We start from the raw sequence: 26,384 nt of genomic DNA, 5'->3' as shown, positions 1-26,384 counted from the left end.
TCGTGGGTTTCGGACTTCAGCAGCCCCACAGACCATGGACGTAGCCAACCAGCCACTCCTGCTTATTGCCATCTGCGCCCTCGCCTACCTGGCGGGGTCGATACTGTTTGCCATTCCCATCTGCCGGCTGTCCGGGCTGACGGACCCGCGGGTGCTTGGTTCCCGCAACCCCGGCGCCACCAATGTCTACCGCAGTGGCGGTCCGCTGCCGGCGGCCCTCACCCTGCTGCTGGACGCCCTCAAGGGCGCCCTGCCGGTATGGCTGGCCCAGACCTTCGGCTTTTCAGTGTTCGCCCAGGCCATGGTGGCCCTGTGCGCCGTCACCGGTCACATGGTACCCCTCTGGTACCGCTTCCAGGGCGGCAAGGGCGTGGCCACGGCCCTGGGCTGCGGCCTGGTGCTGGCACCGCTCACCACCATCCTGCTGGCCCTGATCTGGCTGCTGATCGTGTGGCGCTGGCGGATTTCCGCCCTGGCCTCCATCATTGCCCTGGGCTCCGGACCGGTGATCAGCGCCCTGCTGGAACCGGACACCCTGCCCATGTTCGGCCTGCTGGCCATCGTTATCGTGATACGCCACCGCAACAACCTGATCCGCCTGGCCCAGGGGCGGGAAAGCCGCTTCTAGCTCAAACCCTCCAAACGCTCTTCCGCGAGCCCCGGCAGGGTATCCATCGGCCAGCGGGGCTTCGCCACGATACGGTCGCCGTCCCGCTGACCGGCCAGCAGTCGCTGGCAGCCGGCATAGGCGATCATGGCGCCATTGTCGGTACAGAATTCGGGGCGCGCATAAAAGACGGTCGCCTGTTTCTTCCGCGCCATGGCTTCCAGGGCGGCCCGTAGCCGCCGGTTGGCGCTGACGCCGCCGGCCATCACCAGGCGGTCGCAATCCGCCGCCTCCAGGGCCCGTCGGCACTTGATCACCAGGGTATCCACCACCGCGCTCTCGAAGGCCAGCGCGATATCGGCCCGGGTCTGGTCGTTCCAGTTACCGGCCTTCTTCTCGGCGGTAACGGTATTCAGGGTAAAGGTCTTCAGGCCACTGAAGCTGAACTCCAGGCCCGGGCGGTCGGTCATCGGGCGGGGGAATCGGTACACGCCTTCCCGCCCCTGTTCCGCCAGGGCGGCGACGCGAGGGCCGCCGGGGTAGTCCAGTTCCAGCATCTTGGCCGCCTTGTCGAAGGCCTCGCCGGCGGCATCGTCCACCGACTCCCCCAGCAACTGGTACTCGCCGATTCCGGCCACCTTTACCAGTTGCGTATGACCACCGGACACCAGCAAGGCCACGAACGGGAACGCCGGCGGGTTATCCTCCAGCATCGGCGCCAGCAGATGGCCTTCCATGTGGTGAACCCCCAGTACCGGCACATCCAGGGCCAGCCCCAGGGCATGGGCCACGGAACCGCCCACCATCAATGCCCCCACCAGGCCCGGCCCGGCAGTGTAGGCAATTCCCGCAATGTCCCGCCGCTGACAGCCCGCCTTGCCCAGGATCTCATCGCACAGGGGCAGCAGCTTGCGGACATGGTCCCGGGAGGCCAGTTCCGGCACCACGCCGCCGTAGTCCGCGTGCATGTCGGTCTGGCTGAACAGCGCGTCCGCCAGCAGGCCGCGCTCGCTGTGATAGAGGGCCACGCCAGTCTCGTCGCAGGAAGTTTCGATGCCCAGAATCAGCATGGGGCCGGTACCTCGGGTAACTTGGTGGTGAAATTGGCGGCATTCTAGCAGGGAACCCCCGGAAAAGTCCTGAATGCCGGCCCGGATCCATCGGTAGATCCGGACCTTTCAGGAGGCTCCCCTGTCCAATAAAAGCCTGCCGATAATTTCACCAGGTAATTGACGGTGGCGTAGTCCAGGCGCTATCATTGCCGGCCTTAAATAGGACTGGCCGATTTTTGTCCGATATTTCTAACCGAATTCAAGGTAGGTGATTGTTAATGCCAGCTGTTAAAGTGAAAGAGAATGAACCGTTTGACGTAGCGCTGCGTCGTTTCAAGCGTTCCTGCGAGAAAGCAGGCGTGCTTTCCGAAGTGCGTCGTCGCGAGCACTACGAGAAGCCGACCGCTGTTCGCAAGCGCAAGGCTGCCGCTGCCGTCAAGCGTCATCTCAAGAAGCTTCAGCGGGAACAGCGCAAGTTCGAGCGCCTGTACTAAGAGCGGTCCAGGCCCTGCACGTCAGGGTTTTGAACCCGTTCATGGCGCGACACATCTGTCGGCTCCATACTGGTAAAACCGAGAGATGAGCGCACATTGAAATGCCGTCGGGGCATGGCTCCGACGGCATTTTGCGCTGTGCCCGATAAGCTTTTCTGGATAATAAGTACCGGTACAGCAACAGCCTTTCAGATCCAAGACGGAGTAGGCATGAGCGGACTGATCCCCCAGCGTTTTATCGAAGACCTGCTGGACAGGACGGATCTTGCCGAGCTCATTGGCTCCCGCATCACCCTCAAGAAGGCCGGCGCCAACTACAAGGCCCGCTGCCCTTTCCACGATGAGAAGACCCCGTCGTTCAATGTCCGGCCGGACAAGGGCTTCTATCACTGTTTCGGGTGCGGGGCCCATGGCGATGCCATCAGCTTCGTGCGGGAGTTCGAGGGTCTGGACTTTACCGCCGCAGTGGAGGAACTGGCCCGCCGCGCCGGCCTGGAAGTGCCCTATGACCGGGTCGCCAGCGAACAGATCAAACAGGCGAAGACCCTGACCGATGCCCTGGACTTCGCCAACCAGTTCTACCGCAATCGCCTGGCCAGCCCGGAAGGCTCCCTGGCCCGGGAATACCTGACCGAGCGGGGCCTGGACCCGCAGGTCATCGAGATGTACCAGATCGGGTTTGCCCCCGGCGCCGGCACGGCCCTGTACAACGCCGCCAGCGACGAACTGCGCAAGCCGCTGATCGAGACCGGCACGGTATCGGACAAATATGGCCGGCCCCGGGACCTGTTCCGCAACCGGGTGATGTTCCCGATCCGCAATACCCGGGGCCGGACGGTGGCCTTCGGTGGCCGCACCCTGGGGGATGACAAGGCCAAATACATCAACTCGCCGGAGTCGGACGCGTTCCACAAGAGCCGGGAGATCTACGGCTTGTTCGAGGCGCGCCAGGCACTGCGCCGCGTCGACAAACTGCTGGTGGTGGAAGGCTACATGGATGTCATCGCCCTGGCCCAGTACGGCATCCACTACGCGGTGGCCGCCATGGGCACCGCCACCAACCAGGACAGCCTGGCCGCGCTGCTGAAGCAGACCCGGCACCTGGTGTTCTGCTTTGACGGCGACACCGCTGGTTACCGGGCCGCGGACCGGGCCATGGAGAACGCTCTGGAGCTGCTGACCGACGGCATTCACCTGCAGTTCCTGATGCTGCCAGACAAGGAAGACCCGGACACCCTGATCCGCAAGGAAGGGGCCGAGGCCTTCGAAAAACGCATCGGCCAGGCGAAACCCCTGTCCCGGTATCTGTTCGACCGGATGCAGGAAGGTCTCGACCTGAGCCTGCCGGAAAACCAGGGGGAATTGCGCTCCCGGGTGGAACCGCTGCTGAGCCGCATGCCCATGGGCAGCCTGCGCAATGCCATGTGGCAGGAGATGATGCGGCTGTGCCGGCCACCCCGACCGGTATGGCAGAACAACAAGGGTAACCGTGATGGCTACCGGCAGAACGGCCCTTCCGCAGGGGGCGTTTCCGAGGAACGGGTACCAGTGCGCCTGAGCAAGAACCACATGCTGTGCGCGGCCATGCTTGAAGCTCCAGAAATGGCCAGCGAACTGAAGGACTTTTGCCGCCAGGATCGCCAGCTCGACCGGGCTGCCGCGTTTGCTGACTGGCTAACAGAGAATGAACTTAAAACCCGGGCGCAGGTTTATCAGCGGCTGGCACGCTCGCCAGACGAGCAACAGCGTTTTCAGTCACTGTTTGACGGCATTGAACATATACCATCGCGCCACGAGGCGATAGACAGCGCTCAATCTATGCTTTCACCTAATGACGAGAGCCGCAGAAAGCGGCACTCAAGCGCATTACGAGATAAAAATCTCGTCAGAGCTTCGGAGCTATCAGAAGAAGAACGACAGCAGTTCAAGGCATACTTCCAGCGCATCAGCAAAAACACTGACAGTGCTTGAGAAAGTGCTTATGAAATCAGGGGGTTTGGCAAAAGAAGGTTGGAAGCAAAGGATTTTTTTCGGCCACGACTTGAAACCGAAACCACTGATCACCATCTAACCATCCGGTGGCAGTCGTTTCCCGCGACAGCTATAATGGTTGTTTAACTTTTTTCCTTTTTACCATCAAGTTCACAGGGTGTCTATGTCAGGCAATTCTCAGAAATCCCGTTTGAAAGACCTCATTGCCCGAGGAAAGGAGCAAGGTTACCTGACTTACGCCGAGGTCAATGACCACCTGCCTGAGGATATCGCGGATCCGGATCAGGTAGAAGACATTATCCGCATGATTAATGACATGGGCATCCAGGTCAGCGAGGAAACCCCTGACGCTGACACCCTGCTCATGACCGAGGGCGACTCCACCGCCGACGAAGCCGCTGCCGCCGAAGCCGCCGCTGCCCTTGCCGCCGTTGAATCCGATGCCGGCCGCACCACCGACCCGGTGCGCATGTACATGCGTGAAATGGGCACCGTGGAACTGCTGACCCGGGAAGGCGAGATCGTTATCGCCAAGCGCATCGAGGAAGGCATCCGCGATGTAATGGCCGCTATTGCCCACTTCCCGGGCACCGCCGGCACCGTGATCCAGGCCTACGATCGCATTATCGAGAATGAAGGCCGCATCAGCGACATCGTATCCGGCTTCCTCGACCCGGACGATGCCGAGCCTTTCATGGGCGAGGACACCACCGACACCTCCTCCGACGATGACACCTCGTCCAGCGACGACGATGACGACGATTCCGAAGAAGAGAAGGAAAGCGGCCCGGATCCCGAGGAAACCCGCCTGCGCTTCGAACTGCTGCGGGAAAAGCTGGCCGTTGCCGAAAAGAATCTGGAGAAGCACGGTCGCGCCCACAAGAAGACCCAGGAGGCCCTGAACGAACTCGGTCAGGTCTTCGCCCCCTTCAAGCTGGGCAACAAGGCGTTTGAGGAACTGGTGAACGTCGTTCGCTCCACCAACGAATTGGTGCGTGAGAATGAACGCGCCATCATGAAGATCTGCGTGCGTGAGTGCCGCATGGACCGGAAGGAATTCATCAAGTCCTTCCCCGGCAACGAGACCAACCTGGACTGGGCCGAGAAGATCGCCCGCTCCCGCAAGCCTTACGCCGCCGCCATCAGCGAGCGCCTGGACGAGATCGTCCGTCTGCAGAAGCGCATTGCCAACGTGCAGAGCGAAGTGGACCTGGCCATCCCGGACATCAAGGAAATCAATCGCCGCGTGTCCATCGGTGAGGCCAAGGCCCGTCGCGCCAAGAAGGAAATGGTGGAGGCCAACCTGCGTCTGGTTATCTCCATTGCCAAGAAGTACACCAACCGTGGCCTGCAGTTCCTGGACCTGATCCAGGAGGGCAACATCGGTCTGATGAAGGCGGTGGACAAGTTCGAGTACCGTCGTGGCTACAAGTTCTCCACCTACGCCACTTGGTGGATCCGGCAGGCCATCACCCGCTCCATCGCGGACCAGGCCCGCACCATCCGGATTCCGGTGCACATGATCGAGACCATCAACAAGCTCAACCGCATCTCCCGCCAGATGCTGCAGGAGATGGGCCGCGAGCCGACCCCGGAAGAGCTGGGCGAGCGAATGGAGATGCCCGAGGACAAGATCCGCAAGGTGCTGAAGATCGCCAAGGAGCCGATCTCCATGGAAACCCCCATCGGCGACGACGAAGACAGCCATCTGGGGGATTTCATCGAGGACATCCAGGCCCTCTCGCCGGTGGATTCCGCCACCGCCGAAGGCCTGCGGGAAGCCACCCGCTCCGTCCTCGCCGGCCTTACCGCCCGGGAGTCCAAGGTACTGCGCATGCGCTTCGGTATTGAGATGAACACCGACCACACCCTGGAAGAAGTCGGCAAGCAGTTCGACGTCACCCGGGAGCGGATCCGTCAGATCGAAGCCAAGGCCCTGCGCAAACTGCGTCACCCGTCACGGTCTGACCACCTGCGCGGCTTTATCGACGACCAGGGCAACGGTTAAACCGGCCAACACAGTAGCGGGCGCCATGCCTCAACGGTATAATGGCGCCCGCTTTGTTTCCGGCAGGGCAAAAATTCCAGAAAGAGCTTATTGCTCAGTTGGTTAAACTGCTGGAACAACGTCTTTGGGCCTATAGCTCAGTTGGTTAGAGCAGAGGACTCATAATCCTTTGGTCGCTGGTTCGAGTCCAGCTGGGCCCACCACTATTTTGAATGACTTAGCCCGCAACGTGCGGGCCTTGTTACTCCTAAAACCTTGTTTTGTAAGCAAACAGGAAAAATCTGGCCAACAGAGAGCCAAGAACTCTAGACTGGATCGACGCCAGTATCTAAGTCACCAGACTTGAGCGATTCGGCATCTACATTAAGCTTCACAAAGTTTGTGAGGTAAGAAACAGCGGTTTGACCATCACGGTCAGCATACATCTCACTAAGGTCATTAAATCCGGAAATGTCGCTCAACCTCTCGGCGAACTCTTCAACAGCATCTTGGATTGCAGCTAATACTTCATCGCCGACATCGTTTCGAAGCAGAGCAAAGAGCTCAAAATCGTAATAATCAGCCTCAGATACTGGGTCAAGCCAGACATACAAAGCCCTGATATAGCTCCTACCCTCATCCCCCTCAACTTTCGCTATACCATCTAGACGTGATAGAGCTTCAGGCAGGACCTTGAACAAATGTTCGTTAAATTTATCCGGTAGCGCCGTCCTTGAGTAACGATTTGTGCGCCATCGTACAAAGCATTGGCGATCAATCTCCGGCATTTTCGCCAGCTCGACGCCTCTCAAAACCTCTAATAGCTCACCTTTGTCTACAGTAACGGCAGCTTCGGCCTTTGCCTCATACCACTGACCTTCTATGTTCAACTGCAGCTTCCTGACACTCTGGACAAACTGATTACCATGAAAAACGTCGCGATCCCTTATTGGACGCAACACATACAGCTCCACGCAGGGATCCATGCCGTCTGTTCGGCAGGCAATATCGCAATCCTGAGATATTACGGCCAAAATCGCATTTTCCGGCATCAGCTTCGCACGCCCTCGAAGATCTGGTCTGGCGAGAGAGCTCAGCCATGCCAAACAAACATCATGACCTACATCGCTAACTCGAAAATAGGTACCCTGACGAAGCCCAACCTCATGCAAAAGCCTTTGCCCCATCGAACTCACGACAAAGCGCTCCTTACGTATGACGGGTTAGCTCGTGAAGCGACTCGTCACCAGATACCGAAGATCGAGAGCTGTAATCTGAAATCTGATTAAGCTTCTCACCGATGGCGGCTGCCACATTAGTAATCGCTTCAGAGTCGAGCTCTTCCTGCACTAAAAGATCAAACAGGGTAACACCATTTATCGAATAATTTTTAGCCATCGCTCCAGGGCTCTTGGGAAGAATCTGAGCCAAGCCCTGAATTATAGGTCTCAGTTGGAAGACTCTTTGGCGAGTTTGAGTATTTGCAGTTCGCTCCGAATCTTGTCCTTTTGAGTATGAATAGAGTGTCTGTCTGGTCACACCAAAGATTTGCGCAATATCCTTATTTGGTAGACCAAGTGAGATCTTTGTTGCTCGGATGACATCGCCAATACCTAGAGCACCTTCTTCCCCTCCCCCTTCCTCATTAAGATTATTGCCTTCTTCAAAATTGGCACTACTCCAATAGTCACCCTCAAAGTTTACGACATAAGCTCTTGGCTCGGTCAGCTCATCCAGAAACACCTCAGAATCAGCTGCATGCGATGAGAAGAGGAAGGCTCCCGCTACCGCCGCCGTGGCGACGCCATTAACGTTACTCCACACTTTCTACCTCCTTATACCCCCAAGCCTCCTTAGCATCTTCGGAAATTGCGCCCCAAAACACTTTGTTTGCATCTTCGTACAGAGGCTCAAGAGACGCAACAATACTCTCTATATCGAACACTGGACTACCGCTAAAGTTCTTTATATGGTCAACATCAAGAATCCCATAGGTCTCACCAGATACATTCAGCCATTCTCGGTACCCCTTAATGAGCAACGCACATCTCTTATCAGCTTCCACCAGATTATCTGGCAACACTTTCTGAATTTTTCCATCATTACTCGGCAGCTCTTCAAACCCAACTTTTATAGTTTGACCGGGAGAAGTCTCCGCTTGTTTGACTGTAAATCCATGGATATGCCTTCTTCCGTCAAGTGCTTCGAGATGCGCAGGAAGAATATCTTCCGAGATAAATTCTCGCAATTGCCTACCGTTGGAAGGTGCGATTACATCGACGTATCTCAACCCGATACTTTTTAACAGTGATTTTTCCAAGCCCGGAATAACATCACGACAGATACCTAATAGCTCTTTAAACGTCCCGCTGAACATCTCAAAAGTTGAGTAATTTGTACTCTTCAAAACGATGGTGTTCTGAGAGATCTCGAAAATATCCTGTTCACCGGCTGCTCTGTAGAGGTAGCGCTTTCGTTGCTGCTTTCGCTGTCGAACCTGTTGGGTCGTAGGATCAATCATTACATCCACCAGCTCTGCCTGGCTCTCGATGTTTTCTGAAAAGCCTTTTTCAATCATATTAACGTGCAGCTCATGAAGCAGCTCTGGAGTTGCCGCCGTAAGCGCCGGGACGTCAGAAAATCGCAGATGTATGACCGCGTGCACGAGAGGGGCTTGAGCCAAGATTCGTTTCATTTTTTACCTTTCGCGATGCTGGTACCCAAAGTGAGGTGAAATTTTACACCTTTTTTTACACTCCCCGCCACCATAGCCCACTAACGGTCCTTTTACCATTAAGGAGAGCACATCATCGCAGGAGCCACGCTCAGGGCCCCTCCCAACAGCAATTTAGCACCGCGTGATCTTGGGCGCGGCTTGCGGGCAACTTCAAACTTTCCTTGGCTCCACAGAAAATGGACCTGGCTGTATCGAAACTCGGGCGCTATGGCGACCAAGACATCGATGATATACACACGCTGTTTGATCATGGCCCATCCATCGATGAGTTCAAATGCCGGGCTGAAGAGGCCCGTAAGTACTATCCCGGCAACCTGGACAGATTGGCAGGAAACATTGCCCACGTTATAAAAACGTATACAAAATAGCCAACGCAGATCCCTCATGAATTCCTTGCTTCACGTCGCACATAAAGGACTCGACCGTGTGATAGACCAAGAAGTTGTGAAAGCAGCTCTTGAGGTCTGGCATCAGGGTTATGTCCCGAGACTTTCGGGGTTACCTCCGGAGGAGCGACGCCTGGCCGGCTACTTGGTTGATCGTCTCTCCAGATTCAACCGTCTAAGTGCCGAGCAGAAGAAAGGGCTGCAAACCGTTGCCGCTGAAACCAAGGCAAAGTTGCCGGAACGTTTGTCTCGCGAACGTGTCGATGGCCTGGCAAAATCCTGGGGCCTCGATCACGATCTGCGTCCGTTTATGAAAGCCTTGCTTCCCTTCCAGACGCGGCACTACAAACGCCAGTTCGATAAAACTGCGGCCTGAACCTACCATTCAGGACGAGCCCCTCTCCGAAACTATAGTTCGGAAACCCATGGTCAAATGCGCATGACTGCACCCGCAGTCTTACGGCCAGCCCCCCAATAGCATTGATTTTCATTTACGTTGTTTCTTGCGTATTATCCCCAGAGTTATAAAGCGATCCCGCTGGACTCCAAACATCCTCCCGATATAGCGACGCATCCATGAACCGTACCTCCACCTTTCTCGCCTTTCCCGTAGATCAGGCCATTCCCGCTTTTCGGCAGATGGCGACCGCCTGGGAACTCCCGGTGGCTGATGAAGGCGGAACGCTTCTGGTGTCTCTTGACCACGGCGAGATTCGCGTTGGCCCCGAGAAGTCGGGCACGAGCGTTCGGGTTGCAGCGGCGAATGCGGGGAACCTGCAGATGCTTCGTGATCTGCTCACGGAGCAGCTTACCGCCCATGGCCTCGCGCCGTCGTGGGAGGGTGCCTCCGCTGGCCGGCAGCCGGCGAACCTTTCCATTGCGCGGGTGGTGGAGATCCTGGACCTGTCCCCGTCCTACCGGCGGGTTACCCTGGATGGGCCGGATCTGGCCCGTTTCGCCCATGGTGGGCTGCATTTCCGGTTGCTGTTTGGTCCGGAAGGCGCGGGATGGCCCGAGGTCAATGAGCGGGGCGTTACCCAGTGGCCCGGAGGCCCCGGTAGTTGGCACCGCCCCGTCTATACGACACGGGATATTGTCTGCCGGGGAGAAGCCGCAACGCTGAGCTTTGATGTCTTCCTCCATGAAGGTGGCCGGGTGACTGAATGGACGGAGAAGGTGCAGCCGGGAGATGAAATTGCGCTGACCGGGCCGGGCGGAGAGAACGGGCAGCGAGACGCCCAGTGGCGGGCGTTTATCGGGGACGAAACCGCCCTGCCCGCCATCGCCCGGATGCTGGCCGCAGCACCGGAGACATTGCAGGGGGAGGCGGTGATTTTCGTACCGGAACAGGATGACATCCAGCCACTCTCCCATCCCAAGGGCGTCAATGTCCGTTGGGTGCTGCGGAGCAGCGGTGAAACCCCGCTTGATGCGCTCTCGACCATGGCGCTACCGCAGACCAGTCGTCATGTGTTCTTTGCCGGGGAGAAGGCCGAAGCGCTGTCCGCCCGTTCCATCCTGCTGGATCGGGGCCTCGCCAAGGGCGAATTCGTGGCCGCCACCTACTGGAATCAAGGCTGATATCCTTGAACCATTCCCGGAATGGCAAGCTGCCAGGTTCCTTCTACTTTGGACAGTCATCATTCGACTGCGGTGCCCGCCCATAAAAAAGGCCGGCAAGGAGCCGGCCAGAAACTATCGTCCAACAATCACATGCAGATCGCCGCAATGACTGTATGTGATTAATATACGTAGCTAACCAATTTCGGATCAATAAGTACCTACAACGATGCGGACACCCGCACCAGGGCCGGACGGAAGCCGCCTCAGGCGCTGTCCCGGGAACGGGCGTAGTCCGCAAACCGTCGCAACAGGCTGGTGGCCTGCGGGGTCTGCCTGACGTTGGCCAGCAGGGCCGCAGGGTCCTGCCCTTCCCCTTCCAGGTCACGGGCCTGGGTTTCCAGGTAGCCCTTCATGATGTGCTCGTCAAACTCCGGGTGAAACTGCACGCCCCAGGCATGTTGCCCGATGCGGAAGGCCTGGTGGGGCTCTCCGTCCGACCGGGCCAGTAGCCTGGCTGCCGCGGGCAGTTCCAGCACCGACTGGGCATGGGTCAGGTGGGCGGGAAATTCAGTCGGCAACTGGCCCAGCAATGGGTCCCGTTCGCCATCGGTATTCAGCCCTATCTGGAAGGTCCCGGATTCCCTGCCCTGCTCACGGAAACCCACCCGACCGCCAAAGGCATGGGCCAGGAGCTGGTGACCGTAGCACACACCAAGCACGGGCACGTCCTGCCCAACGGCCTCCCTCAGCCAGGCAGCGGTCTGCTCACTCCATGACTCCCGCTCGGTCACCATGGCGGGAGAGCCGGTAACGACAACTCCCTGCCAGTCGGTCACGGAGTCCGGAGGCCCTTCCCGGGTGACATCCCTGACCACCAGGTCCGCCACCCCTTCCAGGTGTCGCAGAAACCAGTCCTCAAAATCGCCAAACGTCTGGCGGATGGTCGGGTAGGTGGATCCGGTCTTGAGAATCAGAAAGCTGGCCATGGACTGACTGGGCTCCTCGCTAACAGTGGCTGGGTGTGGAAAAGCCTCAATATAACATGGTCCTCCGGTCCCAGCCTTTCCCAGTCTGTCGCAATAGCCGCCGGTTGGTTGCCCCCATTTAATGACTTAACTGCTACTCATGTCATAGTCACCCGGTATGGGACCTCCTACCATCGTGGATCTGGAAGTAAAATGGGCCGAGCAGTCCAGACGTGACACCACAAGGGCAGTGGACATAACAATAGTAATGGGAGAGGGATGTGGCACGAAACCGTGATGGATGGTGGCTGGCAGCCGTGATTTCGCCGTTGATCCTGCTGGGGGTGTGGATGCTCTGGCCTGATCCGCCCAGGTCCACGCCATCCTGGACTTCGCCGGGGGACACCGTCCGCCCCGACCGGACCATTGCCAGCCAGTGGCAGGAGCCCGTGGCCTCTGCCGGCGTTCCGGCGGAGAGTGCGACGCCATCACAGGCGGCTCCGGAACAGGCTGACTCCGCCGAGCCGGAAATCAGTCTGGACAGGCTCCAGCACGCCCTCGCCAATATTGCCATTGACGGGAACGGCGACCTGGTACTGGACGAGATAGCCCTGGTGTCCCTGCGCCAGGCCTTCCAGGGCCTGGAGAATGCCGGTCCGGACACCCTGGAGGACCTGAAACTCTATGTGGAAGCGGGCCTGGCGGGTGACACCGGGGCCCAGGCTGCAAGAATCCTGGGCGACTATATCGACTACCGCAAGGCCCTGACAGCAGCGGAGGCCGAGTGGGCTGAACTGGAGGACCTTGGCCCCCGGGAGGAGCTGGAACGCACCATTGCACTGCGCCGGGAGCACATGGGGCCACTCACCGCCAGCCAGCTGTTTGCCGGCGAAGATGCCCACCAGCGCTATTTGATTGCCATGGAGGAAGTCCGTGCCGACCCGGAGCTCAGCCGGGAGCAGCGCCAGGAGGCTCTCAACCGCTTACGGGACGACCTGCGTTCCGGTGCCCTGCTGGTGAACAGTGAGGGCACCGACGCGGTCGAGAACCTCAGGTCGGAGCGCCAGGACTGGCAATCCATGGGGCTGAGCGAGGACACCCGTAACTACCTGGAACAGCAGACCCTGGGGCTGGTCGCCGCACGGGACCTGACCGGCAGTGACCGGCAGGACTGGCAGAACCGCTATGACCAGTTCGCCCAACAGCGGGACACCATTCTCGCCGCCGGGCTGACAGAGGATGAGAAGGCCCAGCAGGTCGAGGGATTGATGGCGACCTACTTCACCGAAGAGGAGGTGAAAGCCGCCCAAAACTGGTTGCCCCAGTACCTCAAGGCCGAGATCGACCGCGAGTGATTACTCAGGCACCGCCACCAGTCGGAACCCCGCAATGTCACTGATGGCCCGGAAACGGTTGGCGGCCCGGGCATGGATGGCCTGGAAGTGCCAGCTTCCACCACGGATTACCCGGTGCCGGCCCTCCTCTGGCCCCCTGGGATCCGTCACTGGCCCCTTCTCGTAGGGGCCGTACCAGTCCGCGCAGAGCTCCCAGGCATTGCCCAGCATGTCATGGAATCCCCAGGGGTTGGGGGCGTACTGTGCCACGGGTCCCGGTCCGTCGGAGCCGGGGAAGCTCTCGCATCCCGGTAGCACGGATTTGCCGGACACATTGGCCTGCTGGTGGGTGAGGCAGTTCCCGGTGTAGTAGGGCCCCTCGGTGCCGGCCCTGGCGGCGTACTCCCACTCCGCCTCGGTGGGCAGGCGGTAGTCCCACTCCGGATCCTGCTCGCTCAGGGCATTGATATACCAGTCCACCCACTCAGGCCTGAGACCGTCCACCGGACACCCGTCACCACACTCGGGAAAGGCGGAGGGCACCCCATCAACAAGCGCCAGCCACTGGCCACGGGTAACCGGGGTGGTCTGCAGGTAGAAGGACTCGGTGAGGGTAACCTGACGACGTATCTCGTCCGGTTCATGGCCCGGGGCATCCGGCGCACTGCCCATCATGAAGGTACCAGCCGGCACCTTGTTGAAGGTCATTCCCAGGTAGTTGGTCACCTGTTCCAGCTCGGAACAGGCACCCTGGCCCGACCATAACAGGGCCGCCAACACGACCGGTGCGAATAGCTTTGGCATGGATCGATCCCGGACTGGTTTCACTCTGGAGCGGTCAACCTGTTTACAGGGGACAGTAGCACAAACGCCGGTGATCGTTACCGACCACCGGCGTTTGTGTGTTTCAGGTGTCAGATCAGTCGAGTTCCTGCAGGATCAGGTCAGCCAGTACGCGGGAGCCGGCGGCCGTCGGGTGAATGCCATCGGAACTGATGTACTGGCCCTCATTGCCGGCAAAGGCAGGGCGGGTGTCGATGAAGTCAACACCCATCTGGGGATAGTTTGCTGCCTTGTAGGCCATGGACATGGTATTGATGGCGACATTATCCTCATCGTCCGTATCGTAATAGCCCAGGAAGATAATCTCCTGGATGCCATCGTTCTGCATGTCGTTGAACAGGCCCGCCAGGGTCTGCTCAATGCCGGTCAGCACTTCCTCGACACAGGCCTGGGTCTCGCAGTCGGCGCCGTCACCGAGCAGGAAGTCGTTGCCACCGCCGTTCATAATCACGGTCTCGATGCCATCCTTGTCGGCATTGTCGTACTGGTTGGGAATCGTATAGCGGCTGCTGCAAATCAGACTGCCACCGTTCACCTGGCAACCACTGCGGGCATGGGTGTCAATGCTTTCGTCCAGGTCGTCTTCCAGGTAGCTGTGGATATCCCCGGACAGCGCGAAGATGGAGTCACCAATAATCATCTTGTCGGCGCTGGAACCGCCACCGCCACCGATCGCCCAGACGTTGAATGCCACGCATGAGGTGACGGCCACAAGGCCGAACTGCTTTACGCTGTTCTTGAACATAACGACGAATCTCCTGCTTGTATTTTTTGTCTCAGTATCGCTTCACCGCTGAGTGGGGAAGCTGGTTGCTTACTGCTTCAGGCAGGAAAAGTGTAGGGGCGCGCCCACTGGAGAGGCTATAACGTGACCGGCAATATACCCCGCCCTAACGGGCCCGGGGCCTGCCGACCATCGGGTAACGGGACCTGCTTCACAGCACAGGCAATCCGGGGTCAGCCGTGGAACCGTCGGCGCAGGCGAGCGACCAGGCTTCCCGCCACAAGCAGCCCCAGGGCCGCCATCACGAACCACTCAGGCCAGTGGGTGAACCAGGAACTGAAACGCTCTCCCGGCGGGGTATAGGGCACTTCGCTGACCAGGCCGGACCGTTGCCGGAAGGGCGTGGCCGCCAGGATCCGGCCGGAGGGGGATACTATGGTGGAAGGGCCATTGTTGATGACATGGACCAGGGATACCCGGCTTTCCACGGCCCGCAGGACCGTGGCACCGGCGTGCTGGTAGGGCTGGCGCGAGTCACCGAACCAGCCGTTATTGGACAGCACCACCAGCAGCGGACTGGCCGGGGCCGCCGCCACCGAACGGGCGATATGACCGGGGAAGGCGCTCTCATAACAGATGGCCGGCACCAGGTGGGCACCGTTGACCGGGAAGGCCACCCGCTCCGTTCCCGGGGTCAGGTTGGCGAAGAAATCCCCCAGATAGTCCTCGGCCCAGTTCACCAGCCAGGGAAACTCCCGGGACAGTGGCAGGGTCTCCCCGAAGGCCACCAGACGGTGCTTTCGATACCGCGCCGCCAGCTCGCCGTTCTCCCCCAGGAACAACGCTGTGTTGTATTCCCGGAAGTCCCCCTCCCCACGCTGCTGCTCCGCATCATGGAAGATCAGCGGCACCCCAAGCGCGGACACATTGCGCCGGTAGGCGCCAGGCAGGTGCTCCACTTCGAAATAGCCCTTGTACCGGGTTTCCGGCCAGAGCACCACCTCCGCCCCGGCGGCCACCAGCTGTTCGCTCACCGCCATTTCCGGTGGCCAGGCCCTGGCGTAGCCTGTCTCCGGATCCGGTACCGAGGCACTGGGCGTTTCGTTGGGCTGTACCACGCCCACCGGCAGCCTGGGCCATTGGGCGACACGGTCATCCCAGTGCGCCAGGGACCACCAGCCAAAGCCCAGCCACACCATAAGTGCCAATACCCCGACACCGGCCGTCAGGGCGCTGCCGTGACGTGCCAGTGCTGGCTCCCGCCCCAGGCGCAGCAGTATCGCCGCGGCCACCAGGGCGTTGCTCACACCGATCATGAAATCAAGGCCGTAGACACCAGTGAGAGACGCCCCCTGAATGGCGGGCAGGAAGGCACTCTGGCTTTCACCCAGTTGCAGCGGAAACAATACCGGGAACCAGCCATAGAACAGCATCAGCAATATGGGGAAAGCCCATAGCGCATGGTGGTCCAGCCGGCGTTGCAGCCAGAGGTAGCTGACCATCAGTAGTGCCGGCAGTTGTGAGGTCAGCAGCCAGAACAGGGTGGCGCCGGCCAGGGCGGGTGCCAGGGGATAGTCCTTCAGGCGCTGCAGGAACTCCGCCATCCAGGGTGTTGCCACCAGGTACATGGCCAGGCCGGCGACCAGCCCCAGCAGGTAATGGGCCCGGTAGCCACGGCCATGGGCCGCCAGCAGCAACGGCACGAACCCCACCCAGGTCAGGGGATAGAACCCCGCGTAGTTATAGGGCACGGCCACCATGACACCGGTGGCCACCGCCCCCAGTAGCGGCAGTAGCCACGCCACCGGGGAGATCCGTCGATTCATCCCGAATCCCCCGTGTTCTGGCCAACGCTGAGCGCTTCCATCTGCTCCCGTATCAGGCGTCGTTTCTCAGCTTCCTCCAGGTCTTCCCGCTCCATTAGCATCTGCCGGACCAGGTGCGTATCGATCATGCGATAACTGGCGCTGTACAGCTTCGTCGTCAGGTCGTTCCCCAGGAAAGTCCGGCGCAAGGCATCCTGGAGCTGTAGGTGCAGGTAGGCACCTTCGGCGGTTCGTGGGGCACCGGGGGTCAGCTCCAGCAGGCTTTCCTCGGCCCGCCGGTAGGCCAGGAATGACGGTAGTACTCCGGCCACGTCCCGGGCCGCCGGTGGCGGCAGGCTCCTGTCCAGCAGTTCACGGACCCGCGCCAGGGCTGCCTCATCCGGCTTGGCCGGCAAACTCTCCGTCACGGCCAGCAGCAGGTTTTCGTAGGCTTCAAACTGCTCCGGGCGCTCCGCGTCTGTCAGGTGCAGGCGCTCGATGGCCTGGTCCACCCCGGCAAAGGCAACCTGTTCCTCCGGTGCCAGGGCAGGCAGGGTCACAACGTGACCACCGCCGGAATGCGCACCCGCCATGACACCGACGGGGCCAATGCCATTGAGCAGCGCCGCCACCCCCAGCAGGGCGACGGTCAGCATGGCAATGGCCGGCATCCAGCTGTCCCTGGGCCGGAGCTCCCTGTCCACGATTGTCATGGCATTGTCCTTGACCGGAGTATCATCGGGTCCACATCATAACCATTGCCTGCCCGTGGTCGTGATGACGGAGTTCACACGCCGGCATGGCTTCTCTTGCCGCCCACCCGGGAAAGACCGTCGGATGCATCCAGGCTGGTGTTTCCACCGGTTGATTGGTTACCCTAGCGTGCCGTTTGGTGAATTCGCGCCCCTTTCCCGTTTACCGGAGCCTGTTATGTCGCAGTGGTTGCAATGGAGTCTGATTGTGCTTGGCCTGGCCGCCATTGTCCTGCTGCTGGTCTTTATTGTCAGGCATGGGCGACTGCTCCGGTCACACCACCGCAAGCAGGCACGCCAGCAGGCATTCCAGGCGGAACGGCGTGAGAGCATGATCGAGAGCATCCGCATACTGGCCATGGCGGTGGAAGAAGACCAGGTGGAGTATTCCGAGGCCTGCCTGAGGATCAAGGGCCTGCTGGACCATGTGGCGCCGGAACTGCTGGAACAGTCACCCTATCGGATCTTCCTCGAGATCCACGACCAGATCCAGCACATGCCCACCCACCGGGCCCGGCAGCAAACTGATACCCGTTTTGTACGGAAGATGGACGAGGAACGCTTCGCCCTTGAGAAGAACCACTCGGACGCCATCCGCCGCGCCGCCACGGCGATTCGCCACCACACCTTTGACTGAGCCTTCCGGCCCGTGTCTTTACGATTTAGCGAGACCCGGTATCATCTTTTTGTAACGTTTTGTAACAGGGCGTCGTCGCGGGTCACTTGAAAATAAAGCACTTTTATACGCTTTGTAACGGATAGCAAGCTGAAAGGTGATCTCCGGGCCGCCTCCACTGAGCAAACACTGGCCAATTGTCTACAGTTATTATCAAACCCTGTTCGTGCCTGGCCGCGTAACCAAGCGTCCAGAGTGTAGTCGGCACGTATGACTCGAGCGTGCCGTGATCTGCAACAAGCGGGTGAGCTTGCCGGCCTTAGGGCCGGCTTTTTTCGGTACGCCGAAAACAGGGGACGGATAATACCGTCAACCGTTGTTCATCATCCCGGCCATGGCCACCACGGAATCCCTGGACGCCACCAGGTCATCAAACTTCTCCGCCACGTCGTCCTGGTCCAGGCCCAGGTGGGTGTAGAGTTGATCCGGAATGACTTCCCTGGGCCCGATGCCCAACCCCCGCTCATTGAGGAGCTGGCGCCCCAGCCACAGCAGTTGTGCGTAGGTCTCGTGCTGCCCCCGGTAATCCAGGTGTTTCTGGTGCCGGAGGGCTACGATTACCTCTTCCGGCATGCCCCAGTTGGCCATGAGTTCGGCGGCCAGCTGTTCCCGGGTAACTCCCAGCAGGTGATGCTCCACCAGTGATGTGTCGAGATGGCGGTTCACCTCCCAGTGGCGACAGGCCAACCGGAAATGGGGCGGGAACACCTGGGCCAGCACCAGGTAACCGAAGTTGTGCAGCAACCCGCCCAGATAGGCGAGACCAAAGGCCGGTCGACGGTCCCGGGGCATCAGCGAAGCCAACACCCCCGCCGCCTGGGCCTGCCAGATGGCCTGCTGCCAGTAACCCACGAAGCCCCGGGGATGGTCCGTCGGTGGGTTCAGGGTGCGCCCCAGAGACAACCCCATGGCCAGGTTCATCACCAGGTCGAAGCCCAGGATGCGGGAGACGGCATCATGCACCGAACGCACCTGCCCGGCGGCGGCGTAGAATGAGGACGAGGCCCAGCTGACCACCTGGGCCGCCAGGCTCGGGTCGCTCTCCACAATTTCCACCAGGTCCCCCATGTTGGCATTGGGGTTGACCCTCAGATGGATGATCCGCTGGGCGGATTCCGGTAACGGTGGCAGTTCCAGGGTATCTTCCAGGCGCTGGCGGATGCGCAGGCCGGTGAAACGCTGGATGGCTGAAAACAGTTGCTCCCGGTCCCGCTCGGGCGACTCCAGGTTGACCCGGATATCCGACACCGGCACACAGAAGGCACGTTCTTCCACCTGCCCCGCCAGTTCCCGGAACTCCGCCTGGGTCAGCACCAGACGTGCGTTATCACCCGCCGGTTCGATGGCCACGCGGTCGGTTTCCCGAACCCGCCTGTCCACGATGGTGGGCCACCCGGTCAAAGCGGGCAGCGCCGGGATCTCATGCAGACCGGTTTGCTTACGCACCCGGGCATAGTCATTCTGCGACACCAGGTGCAGGTCCCGGCCCAGTTGCTGGTTCAGGTCCGCCAGGTCCAGCAGGTCGTCAGTGCGACTGATCACCTGCACCTGGCCCTGGTTGTCACCCAGCAGCACCATTCTCAGGACGGGTGCCATCGCCGGCACTGCCATGGTTTCAGGCTTGGTGGTAATAGTAGATTCTTCAAGCAGTTTCCGGATTGCACCGGGCATATCCATGCTGTTCTCCCGCCGCCTGTAGTGGGTTACCTGTTTAGTGGGTTACCTGTTCTTATATTGTGGCTCATAGGATGCCGGATGACAGGCCCGGACTGTTGGTTTCGTGCCCCCCTGACAGGTATTCACCGGTCAGACATCACCATAGCGTACACGTTCACCGAGCCACCGTCTTACCAGCGCATCCACTGACCGGGGGTGTTCCATGATAGACGGGGCGATCTCCCTGACGGTATCGATCCAGCCCCGGTCCCGCTCAAAATCCGCCAGCCGGAACTGCATCATGCCGGTCTGCCGGGTGCCCAGCACTTCCCCCGGGCCACGGATCTCCAGATCCTTCTCGGCAATCACGAACCCGTCCTGGCTGTCCCGCAGGGCCTGCAACCGCGCCCGGCCATTCTGGGACAGGGGAGCCTGGTACATGAGTACGCAGAAACTGGCCTGATGCCCCCGGCCCACACGTCCCCGCAACTGGTGGAGCTGGGCCAGCCCCAGCCGCTCGGGGTTCTCGATAATGATCAGCGAGGCATTGGGCACGTCCACCCCCACCTCAATCACGGTGGTGGCCACCAGCAGGTCCAGGTCGCCGTTCTTGAACCGTTCCATGACCCCGGCCTTGTCAGCGGCCTTGAGGCGACCATGGACCAGGCCGATCTCCAGCCCCGGCAACCGTTCCTTCAGGTTCTCCGCGGTGACTTCCGCCGCCTGGCACTGGAGCGCCTCGGACTCCTCGATCAGGGTGCACACCCAGTAGGCCTGTCTTCCAGACTCGCAGGCCTTGCGGACACGCTCAATGACTTCGTCCCGGCGGGCATCCTGGATCACAATGGTCTCGATGGGTTTACGGCCCGGGGGCAGTTCATCAATCACCGAGGTGTCCAGATCGGCGTAGGCACTCATGGCCAGGGTCCGGGGTATGGGCGTGGCCGTCATGATCAGCTGGTGGGGGGCCATCTCCCCCTCTGCGCCCTTGTCCCTCAGGGCCAGACGCTGGTGCACGCCAAAGCGGTGCTGCTCATCCACGATCACCAGCCCCAACCGGTCGAACGCCACATCCCCCTGGAACAGGGCATGGGTACCAATGACCAGGCTCACGTCGCCCGTCGCCAGCCGTTCCAGGGCCTGTGCACGCGCCCTGCCCTTCACCTTGCCGGACAGCCACACCACCTCAAGCCCCAGGGGGTCCAGCCACTGCACGAAATTGTGGTAGTGCTGCTCGGCCAGGATCTCGGTGGGGGCCATCAGGGCCACCTGGGCGCCAGCCGCCACCGCCTGCAGAGCCGCCAGGGCCGCCACCACGGTCTTGCCCGACCCCACATCCCCCTGCACCAGCCGTAACATGGGCACCGGCTGGCTCAGGTCCTGGCGAACATCGGACACCACCCGCGCCTGGGCCGGCGTCAGGCTGAACGGTAACTGGTCCAGGAACCGGTCCACCAGGTCACCGGTGGGCAACAGGGCCAGGGCCTGGCGCTGCTGGATCTGCTGGCGCACCAGCAGCAGGCTCAATTGGTGAGCCAGCAATTCCTCCATCACCAGACGCTGCTGGGCAGGATGTCGCCCCTCCATCAGCAGGTGAACCGGCGCATCCGCCGGCGGAGCGTGGACCAGGGTGACTGCCGAGGTAATATCCGGGAGCTGGTAGTCCGCCAGCAGGGCTTCCGGCAACCAGTCCCGGATCGGGTAACGCTTCAGGTAGCCCAGGGCCTGGCGACAGAGACCGCGCACCCGGGGTTGCTGGATGCCTTCGGTCAGGGGATACACAGGTGTCAATGTAGCTTCCCCGGGGGGCGGCATGGGCGGTGGGTTGACCTGGTACTCCGGGTGGTAGAACTCGAACCCTGCCCTGCCCGGCCGTACCTCGCCATAGCAACGCACCCGGGCGCCTTCGGCAAGCTGCGCCTTCTGGGCTGCGGAGAAGTGGAAGAAACGCATCACCAGGAAACCGGTGTCATCCTTCAGGGTCACCTGCAGACTGCGGCGGCGCCCCATCATCATGTCCGCCCGCATCACCGTGCCTTCCACCACCCCGGTGTCCCCCAGCCGGAGGCTACCCATGGGAATGATCCGGGTACGATCCTCATAACGATGGGGCAGGTGGAAAAGCAGATCCTGCAGCGAATGGATACCCAGTTTGGCGAGGGTGCCCGCCAGGGCATCGCCCACGCCCTTGAGCGTGGTGACGGGCAGGTCTTCCAGTGATGCCATGGGCACGGGTCAGGCGCCGGCGACCAGGGCCGGTCGCTGCTGTTCCGCCTTCTCGATTACCCGGCACTGGCTGGCCGCCAGGGACAGTACATCAATCGCCTTGGGCCGCGGGAAGGTCACCCGCCAGGCCAGCGCCACGGTGCGGAAGGGCACCGGGGGCGCAAACGGCCGCACCGCCAGGATGTCCTCGTCGTAGGCCATGGACGTGGCGGCGGACAACGGCAGTATGGTAATCCCCAGGCCGGACGCCACCATGTGGCGGATGGTTTCCAGGGAACTGCCCTCGGTCACCAGGGACGGTCCACGGGCGCCGGCATTGCGCTCGGTGACCGCTTCCACCAGCGGCGGGCAGGACTCCAGCACCTGGTCGCGGAAACAATGGCCGGGGCCCAGCAGCAGGAGCTGTTCGTTGGAGAGCTGCTCGGCGGTCAGGGATTTTTCCCGGGCCAGTGGATGGCCACCGGGCAGCAGGATCACGAAGGGCTCGTCGTACAGCGGCAGGGTCACCACCTCCGGCTCCTCGAACGGCAGCGCGATAATAATCGCGTCCAGTTCCGACTGCCGCAGCTTCTGGCGAAGATTCCCGGTATAGTTTTCCTCGATGTACAGCGGCATGTCGGGGGCGGCCCGACGCAGTTCCGGCAGCAGGTGGGGAAACAGGTAGGGGCCGATGGTATAGATGGCCCCCACCCGCAGGGGTGAGTTGAGCTGGTTCTTGCCGTCCTGGGCCATGTCCCGGATCACGCCGACCTGGTCCAGCACCCGCTGGGCCTGCTCGATGATCCGCTGACCGGTCTCGGTGACACGGATACTGCTCTTGCTGCGCTCGAACAGGGGGATACCCAGTTCCTCTTCCAGCTTCTTGACCGCAACACTGAGCGTGGGCTGGCTGACATGACAGCGTTCGGCGGCTCGCCCGAAATGCTTTTCCCTGGCAAGCGTGACAATGTAACGTAATTCGGTCAGGGTCATGACAGGCTCCAATTGCTCTTTATGGAATCAAGCATAAGGATTGAAATTGACTATGGCAATCTCTTCAGACCATACACCACCCCATATTCTGGTGGCCGGCTGCGGCTCCCTCGGTGGAACCGTCGCCAGTGACCTCACGGACATCGGCGAGGTGTGGGGCATCCGCCGCACCGCCAGCGCCATCCCCCGTGGCGTGCACCCGGCACCGGCGGACCTGCTGGACCGGGCCGGGCTGGCCCGGGCGGTACCGGAAGCCCCGGACATCATCCTCTACTGCCTGACGCCGTCCACCTACGACGACGCCGGTTATCGTGGCGCCTATGTGGACGGACTGGCGAACCTGCTGGCGGTGACGGATACCAGTAACCTGAAGCGGCTGTTCTTTATCAGCAGCACCAGCGTGTATGGCCAGGACGACGATTCCGAGGTGGACGAGCTCAGTCCGGTGGCGCCGCGCCGGTTCAGTGGCGAACGGGTGCTGGAGGGCGAGCGACTGGCCCTGGACAGTGGCGTGCCGGCCACGGTTATCCGCTTTAGCGGCATCTACGGCCCGGGCCGGGGACGGTTCCTGGATGCGGTGCGGAACGGTGAGCTGAACCCGGATTCACCAGGCCCCTACACCAACCGTATTCACGAGGATGACGCTGCCGCCGTGTGCGTCCACCTGATCGGGAAAGCGCTGGCGGGCGTGGAACTGGACACCTGCTACCTGGCCACGGACTGTGAGCCGGCACGACTGGATGACGTGGTCGCCTGGATCCGTGAGCAGGTGCCCTGCCAACCGCCGGGCCCGGACGGGCGCCGTGGCGGACGGGGGGGAAGCAAGCGGTGCCGGAACCAGCGCCTGCTGGATACCGGCTTCGAGTTTACCTATCCGGACTACCGGGCCGGCTACCAGCCCATGATCCGGGCCCTCAGGGCAGGATAGACGCCCGCGGTGAACGTCATGGTGATCAGCTGATCACCATGACGGCGTCCATCTCCACCGGCACGCCCTTGGGCAGGGCCGCCACACCAATGGCTGCCCGGGCCGGGTACGGTTCCTGGAAATAGGTGGCCATGACTTCATTGACGGTGGCGAAATTGGCCAGGTCGGTCATGTAGATGTTGAGCTTGACGATGTCCTTGAGCTCGCCGCCCGCCGCTTCGCAGATCGCCCTCAGGTTATCGAACACCCGGCGGGTCTTGTCGGCGAAGTCGCCGGACACCACTTCCATGGTTTCCGGATCCAGCGGAATCTGCCCGGACAGGTAAACGGTATCCCCCGCCTTGACGGCCTGGGAGTAGGTACCAATGGCTTCCGGGGCGGAGTCGGTCTGGATGATGGATTTGTTGCTCATGTCAGGTTAATCCTGCGTTGCTGTTAAAAGAACATGCTGCCGCCGGGGTGATGACACTGTCAATAACACCGGGACTGCAAAAAAGTGATCAGGGAGTCAGTGGCGGATCCGGGTAATGTGGGTCACCGCCCGGATATTGCGGATACGGCGCATGACACGGGCCAGGTGGCGGCGTCCGTTGACGTGCAGCACCAGGCTGACAATGCTGAGCCGGGCGTTCTGCTCTTCCACATTGATGCGCTCGATGTTGCCATCCGCCATGGCCACGGCGCTGGCCATCTCGGCAATCACGCCCCGCTGACGCTCCAGTTCCACCCTCAGCTCGACGGAGAACTCGTCGGTGATGTCCTTGGCCCACTTGAGGTGGGTCAGGTGAGCCCGGTCCTCGGAGCTTTCCGGCAGCCGTCGGCAGGTGTCGCTGTGGATCACCAGGCCATGGCCGGAATCCATGACCCCCACCACCGGGTCGCCGGGGATGGGCTTGCAGCAGCTGGCAAAGCGCACCAGCAGGCCTTCGGTACCACGGATGGTGACCGCGCCACGCCTGTTGCGATCGCCGCTGTCCGACACGGTGCCCACATCCAGGGAGCTGGTTTCAGCCCCCACATCGCCGGCCACCAACTGGCGGGCAATCAGGTAGGCCATGCGGTTGCCCAGGCCGATATCGCTGAGCAGGTCGTCGAAATCCTCCACCTGGTTGTGCCGGACCACGGCATCGATCTGCTCCTGGCCCAGCTCCGACAGCTTCTGGCCGAAGCCGTGGAGGGATTTCTTCAGCAGGGTCTTGCCCAGTTCCACGGATTCGGTGCGGCGCTGCACCTTGAGGGCATGGCGGATACTGCTACGGGCCTTGCCGGTCACCACGAAGCTCAGCCACGCCGGATTGGGCCGGGCGTTGGGGGCGGTGATGATTTCCACCGTCTGGCCACTCTGCAGCGGCTGGCTCAGGGAGCCCAGGTTGCGGTTGATGCGGCAGGCCACGCAGGCGTTGCCAATATCGGTGTGGATGGAGTAGGCAAAATCCACCGGGGTGGCACCAGAGGGCAGTTCCAGGATCTTGCCCTTGGGCGTGAACACGTAGATCTCATCCGGGAACAGGTCGGTCTTGACGTGCTCGATGAATTCCAGGGAGTCGTCGGCCCGCTCCCGCATTTCCATCAGGCCCTGCACCCAGCGGTCCACCCGCTTCTGGTTCACCGAGGTCACCGGTGACTGCTCGTGCTTGTACATCCAGTGGGCGGCAATGCCGTCGTTGGCGATCTGCTCCATTTCCTCGGTGCGAATCTGGATCTCGATGTTCACATGCATGCCGAACAGGGTGGTGTGCAACGACTGGTAGCCGTTGGCCTTGGGCATGGCGATGTAGTCCTTGAAGCGGCCCGGCAGCGGCTTGTACAGGCTGTGCACGGCCCCCAGGATGCGGTAGCAGTCGTCCTCGGTGTCGGTGATGATCCGGAACGCATACACGTCCATGATCTCGTGGAACGACTTGTGGCGGAACTTCATCTTGTTGTAGATGGAGTTCAGGTGCTTCTCCCGCCCCAGGATACGCCCCGGCAGGCCCCGCTCCTGGAGCTTGTCCTCCAGCTTGCCGCGGATATCGTCGATGATCTCCCGGTGACTGCCCCGCAGGTTGGACACCGCCTTGGAGATGTACTTGGCCCGCATGGGATAGAGGGACGCAAACCCCAGGTCCTCCAGCTCGGTACACACCCGGTGCATACCGAGCCGGTTGGCGATGGGGGCGTAGATATCCAGGGTTTCGGTGGCGATGCGCTGACGCTTTTCATAGGGCATGGGCCCCAGGGTGCGCATGTTGTGGAGCCGGTCCGCCAGCTTGACGATGATCACGCGAATGTCCCTGGCCATGGCCAGGGTCATCTTCTGGAAATTCTCGGCCTGGGCCTCGGCGCGGGAGCGGAATTCGATCTGGGTAAGCTTGGAGACGCCATCCACCAGTTCCGCCACCGGGTCGCCGAACTGTTCGATCAGGGCGTCCTTGGGAATACCGGTGTCTTCAATAACGTCATGGAGCATGGCGGCCATGAGGCTCTGGTGGTCCAGCTTCATGTCCGCCAGGATGGTGGCGACCGCCAGGGGGTGGGTGATATAGCGCTCACCGCTGCGGCGCATCTGGCCCTCGTGGGCCTGCTCGGCATAATAGTAGGCCCGTCGCACCTGATTGATGCGACTGCTGTCCAGATAATCGCTGAGCCTGACGGTCAGGTCTTCGACCGTCGGTTCATGATGCTCTGCTACTGCAGCCACTTGCG

General features: G+C 61.0%; 23 protein-coding genes and 1 tRNA gene. 10 read left to right on the top strand and 14 right to left on the bottom strand.

Annotation, left to right across the window (positions count from 1 at the left end):
- The first annotated feature begins 34 nt into the window (after positions 1–34).
- Positions 35–628 (top strand): glycerol-3-phosphate 1-O-acyltransferase PlsY, encoded by a 594-nt coding sequence (gene plsY, locus RO069_RS15675; protein ID WP_328188816.1) that lies wholly within the window; start codon positions 35–37, stop codon positions 626–628.
- Here plsY and tsaD read toward each other — a convergent pair.
- Positions 625–1,677 carry a tRNA (adenosine(37)-N6)-threonylcarbamoyltransferase complex transferase subunit TsaD gene (tsaD, locus tag RO069_RS15670; protein WP_328188815.1) on the bottom strand — a complete coding sequence of 351 codons (1,053 nt, stop codon included), beginning with the start codon at positions 1,675–1,677 and terminating at the stop codon, positions 625–627. The two genes, plsY and tsaD, sit on opposite strands and share 4 nt — an antisense overlap.
- A 260-nt stretch (positions 1,678–1,937) precedes the next feature.
- Here tsaD and rpsU point away from each other — a divergent pair, with 260 nt between their 5' ends.
- The 4 genes from rpsU to RO069_RS15650 all read left to right on the top strand — a co-directional run bounded on the left by rpsU (position 1,938) and on the right by RO069_RS15650 (position 6,356).
- Positions 1,938–2,153, top strand: a complete 216-nt coding sequence (rpsU, locus tag RO069_RS15665; RefSeq protein ID WP_007153483.1) for a 30S ribosomal protein S21 — start codon at positions 1,938–1,940, stop codon at positions 2,151–2,153.
- 210 nt (positions 2,154–2,363) lie between these two features.
- Positions 2,364–4,124, top strand: a complete 1,761-nt coding sequence (gene dnaG / locus RO069_RS15660) for a DNA primase (RefSeq protein ID WP_328188813.1) — start codon at positions 2,364–2,366, stop codon at positions 4,122–4,124.
- Between the two features lie 184 nt (positions 4,125–4,308).
- Positions 4,309–6,153: an RNA polymerase sigma factor RpoD gene (gene rpoD, locus RO069_RS15655; RefSeq protein ID WP_328188811.1), complete on the top strand. Its 1,845-nt coding sequence runs from the start codon at positions 4,309–4,311 to the stop codon at positions 6,151–6,153.
- 126 nt (positions 6,154–6,279) lie between these two features.
- Positions 6,280–6,356, top strand: a tRNA-Ile gene (locus tag RO069_RS15650).
- 102 nt (positions 6,357–6,458) lie between these two features.
- On the opposite strand, the gene RO069_RS15645 is transcribed toward RO069_RS15650, so the two are convergent.
- From RO069_RS15645 to RO069_RS15635, 3 genes are read right to left on the bottom strand one after another with little or no spacing between them, the layout of a single operon-like run.
- A complete protein-coding gene (locus RO069_RS15645) occupies positions 6,459–7,328 on the bottom strand; it encodes a hypothetical protein (protein ID WP_328188809.1) in 870 nt (289 codons plus the stop codon).
- A gap of 13 nt (positions 7,329–7,341) precedes the next feature.
- A complete protein-coding gene (locus RO069_RS15640) occupies positions 7,342–7,956 on the bottom strand; it encodes a hypothetical protein (RefSeq protein WP_328188807.1) in 615 nt (204 codons plus the stop codon).
- Entirely contained in the window at positions 7,946–8,827 is an 882-nt protein-coding gene (locus RO069_RS15635; protein ID WP_328188806.1) for a TIGR04255 family protein, read from the bottom strand. Before RO069_RS15635 ends, RO069_RS15640 begins: the two co-directional genes overlap by 11 nt.
- A 468-nt stretch (positions 8,828–9,295) precedes the next feature.
- Here RO069_RS15635 and RO069_RS15630 point away from each other — a divergent pair, with 468 nt between their 5' ends.
- On the top strand, positions 9,296–9,631 hold the full coding sequence (locus RO069_RS15630; RefSeq protein ID WP_328188805.1) for a hypothetical protein: 336 nt from the start codon (positions 9,296–9,298) through the stop codon (positions 9,629–9,631).
- Positions 9,632–9,831: 200 nt separating this feature from the next.
- On the top strand, positions 9,832–10,836 hold the full coding sequence (locus RO069_RS15625) for a siderophore-interacting protein (protein ID WP_328188804.1): 1,005 nt from the start codon (positions 9,832–9,834) through the stop codon (positions 10,834–10,836).
- A gap of 245 nt (positions 10,837–11,081) precedes the next feature.
- On the opposite strand, the gene RO069_RS15620 is transcribed toward RO069_RS15625, so the two are convergent.
- Positions 11,082–11,804: a glutamine amidotransferase gene (locus tag RO069_RS15620; protein WP_328188802.1), complete on the bottom strand. Its 723-nt coding sequence runs from the start codon at positions 11,802–11,804 to the stop codon at positions 11,082–11,084.
- Positions 11,805–12,064: 260 nt separating this feature from the next.
- Between RO069_RS15620 and RO069_RS15615 the strand changes: the two genes are divergently transcribed.
- Entirely contained in the window at positions 12,065–13,138 is a 1,074-nt protein-coding gene (locus tag RO069_RS15615; RefSeq protein ID WP_328188800.1) for a lipase secretion chaperone, read from the top strand.
- Here the strand turns inward: RO069_RS15615 and RO069_RS15610 are convergent, their stop codons facing one another.
- The 4 genes from RO069_RS15610 to RO069_RS15595 form a co-directional block, all read right to left on the bottom strand.
- Positions 13,139–13,921, bottom strand: a complete 783-nt coding sequence (locus RO069_RS15610; protein WP_328188799.1) for a formylglycine-generating enzyme family protein — start codon at positions 13,919–13,921, stop codon at positions 13,139–13,141.
- 115 nt (positions 13,922–14,036) lie between these two features.
- Positions 14,037–14,705, bottom strand: a complete 669-nt coding sequence (locus tag RO069_RS15605) for an SGNH/GDSL hydrolase family protein (RefSeq protein WP_328188797.1) — start codon at positions 14,703–14,705, stop codon at positions 14,037–14,039.
- A 212-nt stretch (positions 14,706–14,917) separates the two neighbouring features.
- A complete protein-coding gene (lnt, locus tag RO069_RS15600; RefSeq protein WP_328188795.1) occupies positions 14,918–16,510 on the bottom strand; it encodes an apolipoprotein N-acyltransferase in 1,593 nt (530 codons plus the stop codon).
- Positions 16,507–17,202: a hypothetical protein gene (locus tag RO069_RS15595; RefSeq protein WP_328188794.1), complete on the bottom strand. Its 696-nt coding sequence runs from the start codon at positions 17,200–17,202 to the stop codon at positions 16,507–16,509. The genes lnt and RO069_RS15595 overlap by 4 nt, the downstream gene beginning before the upstream one ends.
- Before the next feature lie 217 nt (positions 17,203–17,419).
- Between RO069_RS15595 and RO069_RS15590 the strand changes: the two genes are divergently transcribed.
- A complete protein-coding gene (locus RO069_RS15590; protein ID WP_328188792.1) occupies positions 17,420–17,878 on the top strand; it encodes a DUF2489 domain-containing protein in 459 nt (152 codons plus the stop codon).
- Between the two features lie 348 nt (positions 17,879–18,226).
- Here RO069_RS15590 and RO069_RS15585 read toward each other — a convergent pair whose 3' ends face one another.
- The 3 genes from RO069_RS15585 to RO069_RS15575 form a co-directional block, all read right to left on the bottom strand.
- On the bottom strand, positions 18,227–19,594 hold the full coding sequence (locus tag RO069_RS15585) for an HDOD domain-containing protein (protein ID WP_328188791.1): 1,368 nt from the start codon (positions 19,592–19,594) through the stop codon (positions 18,227–18,229).
- A gap of 129 nt (positions 19,595–19,723) precedes the next feature.
- Positions 19,724–21,799, bottom strand: a complete 2,076-nt coding sequence (recG, locus tag RO069_RS15580; protein WP_328188789.1) for an ATP-dependent DNA helicase RecG — start codon at positions 21,797–21,799, stop codon at positions 19,724–19,726.
- A 9-nt stretch (positions 21,800–21,808) separates the two neighbouring features.
- Complete coding sequence (locus RO069_RS15575; RefSeq protein WP_328188787.1) at positions 21,809–22,771, bottom strand: hydrogen peroxide-inducible genes activator; 963 nt, start codon at positions 22,769–22,771, stop codon at positions 21,809–21,811.
- Positions 22,772–22,823: 52 nt separating this feature from the next.
- Here RO069_RS15575 and RO069_RS15570 point away from each other — a divergent pair, with 52 nt between their 5' ends.
- Positions 22,824–23,699 carry an NAD-dependent epimerase/dehydratase family protein gene (locus RO069_RS15570; protein ID WP_328188785.1) on the top strand — a complete coding sequence of 292 codons (876 nt, stop codon included), beginning with the start codon at positions 22,824–22,826 and terminating at the stop codon, positions 23,697–23,699.
- 25 nt (positions 23,700–23,724) lie between these two features.
- Here the strand turns inward: RO069_RS15570 and RO069_RS15565 are convergent, their stop codons facing one another.
- Together RO069_RS15565 and RO069_RS15560 are read right to left on the bottom strand one after the other, a co-directional pair.
- Positions 23,725–24,111 (bottom strand): RidA family protein, encoded by a 387-nt coding sequence (locus tag RO069_RS15565; protein ID WP_328188783.1) that lies wholly within the window; start codon positions 24,109–24,111, stop codon positions 23,725–23,727.
- 96 nt (positions 24,112–24,207) lie between these two features.
- Positions 24,208–26,379, bottom strand: coding sequence for a RelA/SpoT family protein (locus RO069_RS15560; RefSeq protein WP_328188782.1), 2,172 nt, complete (start codon positions 26,377–26,379; stop codon positions 24,208–24,210).
- Between the last annotated feature and the right edge of the window lie 5 nt (positions 26,380–26,384).

Origin of the sequence: Marinobacter sp. OP 3.4, assembly GCF_036224885.1 — a bacterium.
Taxonomy (GTDB): Bacteria; Pseudomonadota; Gammaproteobacteria; order Pseudomonadales; family Oleiphilaceae; genus Marinobacter.
The sequence above is the reverse complement of the archived record's forward strand: the minus strand, read 5'-3'. Positions and strand labels throughout refer to the sequence as shown.

Excerpts from the sequence above, each read along its gene's own strand:
- plsY (WP_328188816.1), top strand. The coding sequence starts at position 35 with ATGGACGTAGCCAACCAGCCACTCCTGCTTATTGCCATCTGCGCCCTC.
- rpoD (WP_328188811.1), top strand. The coding sequence starts at position 4,309 with ATGTCAGGCAATTCTCAGAAATCCCGTTTGAAAGACCTCATTGCCCGA.
- RO069_RS15565 (WP_328188783.1), bottom strand. The coding sequence starts at position 24,111 with ATGAGCAACAAATCCATCATCCAGACCGACTCCGCCCCGGAAGCCATT.
- RO069_RS15570 (WP_328188785.1), top strand. The coding sequence starts at position 22,824 with ATGGCAATCTCTTCAGACCATACACCACCCCATATTCTGGTGGCCGGC.
- RO069_RS15620 (WP_328188802.1), bottom strand. The coding sequence starts at position 11,804 with ATGGCCAGCTTTCTGATTCTCAAGACCGGATCCACCTACCCGACCATC.
- RO069_RS15610 (WP_328188799.1), bottom strand. The coding sequence starts at position 13,921 with ATGCCAAAGCTATTCGCACCGGTCGTGTTGGCGGCCCTGTTATGGTCG.
- RO069_RS15605 (WP_328188797.1), bottom strand. The coding sequence starts at position 14,705 with ATGTTCAAGAACAGCGTAAAGCAGTTCGGCCTTGTGGCCGTCACCTCA.
- RO069_RS15590 (WP_328188792.1), top strand. The coding sequence starts at position 17,420 with ATGTCGCAGTGGTTGCAATGGAGTCTGATTGTGCTTGGCCTGGCCGCC.
- tsaD (WP_328188815.1), bottom strand. The coding sequence starts at position 1,677 with ATGCTGATTCTGGGCATCGAAACTTCCTGCGACGAGACTGGCGTGGCC.
- RO069_RS15585 (WP_328188791.1), bottom strand. The coding sequence starts at position 19,594 with ATGGATATGCCCGGTGCAATCCGGAAACTGCTTGAAGAATCTACTATT.
- RO069_RS15575 (WP_328188787.1), bottom strand. The coding sequence starts at position 22,771 with ATGACCCTGACCGAATTACGTTACATTGTCACGCTTGCCAGGGAAAAG.
- RO069_RS15635 (WP_328188806.1), bottom strand. The coding sequence starts at position 8,827 with ATGAAACGAATCTTGGCTCAAGCCCCTCTCGTGCACGCGGTCATACAT.
- dnaG (WP_328188813.1), top strand. The coding sequence starts at position 2,364 with ATGAGCGGACTGATCCCCCAGCGTTTTATCGAAGACCTGCTGGACAGG.
- RO069_RS15625 (WP_328188804.1), top strand. The coding sequence starts at position 9,832 with ATGAACCGTACCTCCACCTTTCTCGCCTTTCCCGTAGATCAGGCCATT.
- rpsU (WP_007153483.1), top strand. The coding sequence starts at position 1,938 with ATGCCAGCTGTTAAAGTGAAAGAGAATGAACCGTTTGACGTAGCGCTG.
- recG (WP_328188789.1), bottom strand. The coding sequence starts at position 21,799 with ATGGCATCACTGGAAGACCTGCCCGTCACCACGCTCAAGGGCGTGGGC.
- lnt (WP_328188795.1), bottom strand. The coding sequence starts at position 16,510 with ATGAATCGACGGATCTCCCCGGTGGCGTGGCTACTGCCGCTACTGGGG.
- RO069_RS15595 (WP_328188794.1), bottom strand. The coding sequence starts at position 17,202 with ATGACAATCGTGGACAGGGAGCTCCGGCCCAGGGACAGCTGGATGCCG.